Source organism: Gemmatimonadales bacterium (genome assembly GCA_035502185.1).
GTDB lineage: Bacteria > Gemmatimonadota > Gemmatimonadetes > Gemmatimonadales > JACORV01 > Fen-1245.
Map to the genome: position 1 here is coordinate 22,423 of DATJUT010000071.1, position 6,147 is coordinate 28,569.

Genomic DNA, 6,147 nt, shown 5'->3' on the forward strand with positions numbered 1-6,147 from the left:
GGTTGTGGGTTGTGGGAAAGGCGGTGGGCGATGCCGCATCACTGCAACCGGCAACCCACCACCTGCTAACGCCGTTCGATCAGCCACAGGTCCGGACGATCATCATACACGATGCACGCCCCGGAGCGGGCGTCGCGCGAGAACGTCAGCGAGTTCTGGTCGCAGGCCACCGGGAGCGCGGCGAAGCGCTGCAGCGCGCCGCCCTTCTCGGGAAGCCGCCACAGCTCCGGCGTCGCGACGCCGACGGCCCGGGCGACGTAGATGAAACCGTCGGGCGCCCAGCGCTCGACCGTGACCCGCACCGAATCCACCGCGCTGACCGCGCCCATGAACCGCAACGCGCCGTCCGTCAGCTGCAGGGCGTAGGCCCGGGTCGCCGAGCCGCGCGTCATCAGCACCAGTTCGGCGCGGCCGTCGGGCGAGAGCGTCGCGCTCGCCAGCGCCCCGAGCGAATCGGCCAGCGGGAACCGGCGCAGCGTCCGCCCGGTCGAGTCCACGACCGCGAAGCCGTGAAAGTCGATCTGCTCGGCGAGCGCCGTGCCGTCGGGCCGCCAGCCGACGACCACCAGGCCGGGATCCGGGGACAGGGTGCGCACCCGTCCCGTCCCCAGCTCGGCGATCTGCTGCGTGATGTGCCCGGCGCCCGCGCTCGCCAGGACCAGCACGGAGAGCCGCTGCTGGTCCGGCAGCCACCGCACCAGTTGCCGGGTACCGGAGTCGGCTGTGACGGGACGCTCCTCGCCGCCCGCGAACGGGACGGCGTAGACGTTGCCTCCCCACGCGTCCTGCTTGACGTAGGCGACGGCCCGGCCGTCGGGCGCGATGGACGGACCGATGTACCAGGTCGAGCTGTGCGACAGGCGCCGCGCCGCTCCGCCGACGGCGAACGACCAGACGTCCGAGGTGCGGCCGGCATCGCCGATCACGTGGCCGGTCGGCGTCCTGGCGAAGCCGGTCCACTCGTCCTGGCGGATACCCCCCAGGTATTCGACGGGGCGGCCGGTGAAGTGACCGGACCGGCTGACGCCGATCAGCACCAGGCGGCCAAGGGACTGGGCCCCCAGCTCGAAGACCATGACGTGCCGGCCGTCAATGTCCCATCCGCCGCCGCCGAGCGTGCTCAGCGAATCGAGAACGACGCCCCGGCGGCTCGCGATTCCTTGATAGAAGGTGCTGCCGTGAAAGCCCGCGAACGCGATGAGGTCGTTGTCGGGATTCCAGTCGAGAGCGCTCAGGACCCAGCCGCCGTCTCCGATCACGACGCTGTCCCGCACCTCGCCCGTGGCGATGTCGGCGAGCGAGATCGCGCGCCGGCCGCGGCTGGTGAACGCCACCGTGCGGTCGTTCGCAAAGGCGAACAGGTCGGCGCCGTCGGCGACCTTGCGCGCGAGGCCTCCGGCCCGCGGAACGGCATAGAGCCCGGGCTCGCCCGAGGCGGGGCGCATCGTCAGCAGGAGCGTGGCCCCGTCGGGGCTCCACGCGGCCTGGCTCATCTCCTTGGCGCCGGCGACCACCACGCTCGGTGTCCCCCGCGGCAGCTCCTGGGCGACGAGGTCGCCCTCGCAGTTCCCGCCGACCGTCCGGCAACGCCCCCGGATGAAGGCGAGCCAGTGCCCGTCGCGCGTGACGGACGGCGCGCTCGCGTCTCCGGTGAAGGTGAGCCGGGTGCGCGTCTCCGGCGGCGCCACCGGCGCGCGGAACAGCACGTGCCCGGCCGCCAGGCCCACGAGGATGCCGGAGGCCAGCAGCGCCGCGCGGGCCCACGGGCGCCGGGCGGCACGCCGCGCTGCCGGCGCCGACGCGAACCGGCCGGTCGCGGTCGCCGGCCCCTCGAGCGCCTTGGCGAATTCGGCCGCGCTGGCGAACCGGTCGGCCGGCAGCTTCTCGAGCGCACGGTGCACCGCCTCGGCGACGTGCGGAGAGAGCCTGGGGCGCCGGCTCGCGATGTCGCGCGGTTCCTCAGTCACGACGGCCGCGATGATCGCCTGCGCCGTGGATCCCGTGTGCGGCGGGTCACCGCTCAGCATCTCGTACAGCACGGCGCCAAGCGCGTAGATGTCGCTCCGCGCGTCGATCTGCCGGTCGCCGGTCGCCTGCTCGGGGCTCATGTAGTACGGCGTGCCGAGCGAGAGCCCGGTTTCCGTCATGCGCTTGCCGCCCGCCTGGCTCACCGCGAGCGCGATGCCGAAGTCGGTGACCAGCGCGGTGCCGTCCTGCAGCAGGATGTTCTCGGGCTTGATGTCGCGGTGGATCACGCCCTGGCGGTGCGCGTAGTCGAGCGCGCTGGCCACTTCCCTCGCGAGGCGCACGGCCTCCTCGATCGGCAGCTGCTTCTCGCGGCTGAGGCGGTCCCGCAGCGACTCGCCCTGCACGAAGGGCATCACGTAGAACAGCAGCCCGTCGGCGCTGCCCGAATCGTACAGCGGCAGGATGTGCGGGTGCTGGAGATTGGCGGTGACGCGGATCTCGTTGAGGAACCGCTCGGCGCCCACGATGGCGGAGAGGTCGGGGCGCAGCACCTTCACGGCCACGCGGCGCTGGTGCCGCAGGTCCTCGCCGAGGTAGACCGTCGCCATCCCGCCCTTGCCGATCTCCTTCTCGAGTCGGTAGGTCTGCGCGAGGGCGGCGGTGAGGCGGTCGAGGTCGGTCATGGCCGGGCCCGGGCAAGATAACGTGCCCGGGCCCGGCGGATTAGAGGCCCCGTGACCGGCGAGCGGCCGCGACCCGGGTCAGCGGCCGTTGCCCTGCGGGTGCACCCGGTCGGGCGCCGGCGGCTGCGGCTTGAGCCGCACCGGATGCTCCCCGAGCAGCCGCAACGCCTCGGCGACGCCGCGCTCGAGCTGTACGTCGTGCCCGACGAGCTGCTGCGCCGGGTCGTCCTCCACCTCGATGTCCGGCGCCACGCCCTGGTTCTCCACGTCCCACTGCCCGTCCGGATTGTAGAAGCCGGTGCTCGGCGCGCTGATGAAGCCGCCGTCGATCAGCTCCGGCTCGCCGCCCCAGCCCACCAGCCCGCCCCAGGTGCGCGTGCCGATCAGCGGCCCGATCTTGAGCTGGCGGAACATGTAGGGGAACATGTCGCCGCCCGAGCCGCTCATCTCGTTGATGAGGAGCACCTTCGGGCCCCAGATCGCCGCGGCCGGGGCCGTGACCGCGTTGTAGCGGTCGCCGAGCCGCTGGTTGAAGTAGCCGTGCAGCTGGCGGCTCATGATGTCCACCATGTAGTCGGCGATGCTGCCGCCGTGATTGAACCGCTCGTCAATCACGGCTCCCTGCTTCTGCTGCTGGGCGAAGTAGTAGCGGTTGAAGCTCGCGTACCCGCCGCCGCCGGTGTTGGGGACGTAGACGTAGGCGAGCCGGCCGCCGGAGAGCGAATCCACCAGCCGCCGGTTCGACTCGACCCAGGCGCGGGTCCGCAGGCCGCCCTCGTTGGCGACCGGCACCACCGTGACGGTACGCGCGCCGTCCGCGACCGGACGGGCGTTGACCCTGAGCTGCACCTGCTTCCCCACCGTGCCCACGAACGCCGCGTATGGGTTCTCCGGCGGCGCGAGGTCTCGGCCGTTCACCGCGAGGATGTAGTCGCCCTCGCGCACGTCCACCCCGGGCGCCGACAGCGGCGCGCGCAGCTCCGGGTTCCAGTTCTCGCCGGTGTAGATGCGCTTGATGCGGTAGCGGCCGTCGGCCACCTCGAGGTCGGCACCGAGCAGACCGGCGGGCAGCGCGTCGGCGGTCGGCAGGTCGCCGCCGCCCACGAAGCTGTGGCCGATGGTGAGCTCCGCCTGCATCTCGGACAGCAGCCGGGTGAGGTCGGCGCGATGGCGCACGTACGGAAGCAGCGCTTCGTACTTGCGGCGGATGGCCGGCCAGTCGGCGCCGTGCAGGTTGGCGACGTAGAGGAAGTCGCGCTCGATGCGCCACGCCTCGGTGAACATCTGCCGCCACTCGGCCGGCGGATCCACGTCGATCTTGAGGTCCGACGTCGCGAGCACGCCCTTGTCGGGCGCGGGCGCCGGCCCCGTAGCGTCCACCACGGCCCAGTGGCCGTTGGGCCGCGAACCGCCGCCCTCGCCTCCACCGGCGCCGGCTCCCTGGTAGAGCAGCTTCTTGCCGTCGCGCGAGACCGCGTACTCCTCGGCCGCGGCCGCAAGGAAGTCGATCGCCTTGCGGTCCTTCAGGTCGTAGCGGTGCAGCACGTCGGCGTGATGGGGCACGCGCTCCAGGTAGAACCACTGGCCCGCCCCGCCCGCGCGCAGGCCGACGTAGTCGCGGCTCGGCACGTCGAGCGCCAGGATGCGCTGCGACAACCCGTCGAAGTCGATGCGCACGGTGGCCGAGTCGCGGCTCGGTGCCACCGGGGCCGATCCGGCGTCGCGGGCGCCGGCCGTGGCGCGCCCGCCGCGCCGCGCGCCGCTGTCGGGCTTCGCCGCCCGGGCCGTGTCGGCCGGCTCGTCGCCGGACTCGGGGAGCAGCGGCGAGGGGTCCGCCTTGGAGAGCACCGCGAGGTACACGCCGCGCTGCACCGGGCGGTCGTAGCTGCTCATGTCCAGCCAGCCACTGTTGAGTGCGAAGTCGGTCGAGGCGAGGAACAGCAGGTACTTCCCGCTGCGGTCCCAGGCCGGGCTGATGGCGTCCGAGAGACCGTCGGTCAGCTGGTGCACTGCGCGGTCCTCGACGCCGTAGGCGAACACGGCGTGGAACTGCGACCCGACGAGCCGCTTGGTGTAGGCGATCCACCGGGAGTCCGGCGACCACGCCGGCGCCATGTCGCGGTCCGGCCAGGTGTAGTTGTCCTGGTCCACCTTCGTCTGCCGGCCGCTCGCCAGGTCGAGCACCCACAGGTTCATCGCCGCGTCCGTGAAGAGCATCAGCTTGCTGTCCGGCGACCACGCCGGCGCGTAGTAGTAGTTGGGATGGTCCAGGGCGTAGGCGCGCGGCGCGGTGAGCCCGTCCTGGTCGCTCACCATCAGCTGGTACTCGCCGGAGGCGTCGCTGAACCACGCGATCTGCTTTCCGTCCGGCGACCAGACCGGCGTGCGGTCCGCCACGCCGGAGGAGCGGGTCAGGTTGCGCCACGTCCCCTTGTCGGCCGGGATCGTAAGCACGTCGCCGCGGGCCTCGAACAGCGCCCGCACGCCGGTGGGTGAAAGCTGCGGCGCGGTGAGCGCCTTCGACACGTCCGCCGCGTGCGGCATCGCCCACGGGAAGTCGCCCGTGACGCGGATGTCGAGCCTGGTGTCGGTCCCGCTCGCCGGATCGTACAGGTGGACGTCGCCCGCCTGCTCGTAGGCCACCACGCCGTCGCCAGCGCTGACGCTCTCGACTTCGAAGTCACGGTAGTGCGTGACCTGCTTCACCGTGCCGGCGTCGGCGTCCCAGGCCCAGACGTTGTTGACCCAGTCGCGGTCCGAGATGAAGTAGACCGTGCGGCCGAGCCAGACCGGCTGCTGATCGCGGCTGTCGGTCCAGGGGAGCTTCCGCACCGTGTGGCTCTGGAGGTCGAGAACGCGGATGGGCTGGTTCTGGCCGCCGCGGTAGTTGCGCATCTCCGATTCCCACGGGCGCACCAGCTGGTACGCGATGGACCGGCCGTCGGGCGAGATGGCGCCCGCCTGGGCGCGCGGCACGGGCAGCGGCTCGGGCAGGCCGCCCTCGGGCGCGATGCTCCACAGCCGCGGCTCGGCGTCCGGCACGCCGGTGCGCGAGGAGACGAAGACGATCCGCTTGCCGTCCGGCGTCCAGCCGCGGACCTCGTCCGCCCCCGGGTGCCACGTCAGGCGGCGCGGCGTGCCGCTGTCCACCCCGACCACGAACACATCCGGATTGCCGCCGTACTCGCCGGTGAACGCGAGCCACTTCCCGTCGGGCGAGAAGTGCGGGTCGCGCTCCACCGTGGGCGAGCTGGTGACGCGGCGCGCGTCGCCGCCCGCGCGCGGCGCCAGCCAGATGTCGCCGGCGTAGGCGAAGGCGACGTAACGCGCGCTGACGTCGGGCTGGTGCAGCAGGCGCGTGGCCTGGGCCGACAGCGGGGACGGAATGCTCACGACGGCGAACGCGGCGGCGAGCAGGAAGGGGCGTGGCGTCATGCTGGACTCCAGCGGAGGTGCGGGCGGCCGTCGACCGCACCCGCGAGGGTGCCGTTGACGG

The 6,147-nt window shown here is 72.6% G+C and carries 2 protein-coding genes; both read right to left on the bottom strand.

The genetic code is table 11. From position 1 onward, the window contains the following. Positions 1–65 precede the first annotated feature (65 nt). On the bottom strand, positions 66–2,651 hold the full coding sequence (locus tag VMF70_09850; GenBank protein HTT68320.1) for a protein kinase: 2,586 nt from the start codon (positions 2,649–2,651) through the stop codon (positions 66–68). Between the two features lie 78 nt (positions 2,652–2,729). Continuing rightward, on the bottom strand, positions 2,730–6,086 hold the full coding sequence (locus VMF70_09855) for a PDZ domain-containing protein (GenBank protein HTT68321.1): 3,357 nt from the start codon (positions 6,084–6,086) through the stop codon (positions 2,730–2,732). Positions 6,087–6,147: the final 61 nt, after the last annotated feature.

Excerpts from the sequence above, each read along its gene's own strand:
- VMF70_09855 (HTT68321.1), bottom strand. The coding sequence starts at position 6,086 with ATGACGCCACGCCCCTTCCTGCTCGCCGCCGCGTTCGCCGTCGTGAGC.
- VMF70_09850 (HTT68320.1), bottom strand. The coding sequence starts at position 2,651 with ATGACCGACCTCGACCGCCTCACCGCCGCCCTCGCGCAGACCTACCGA.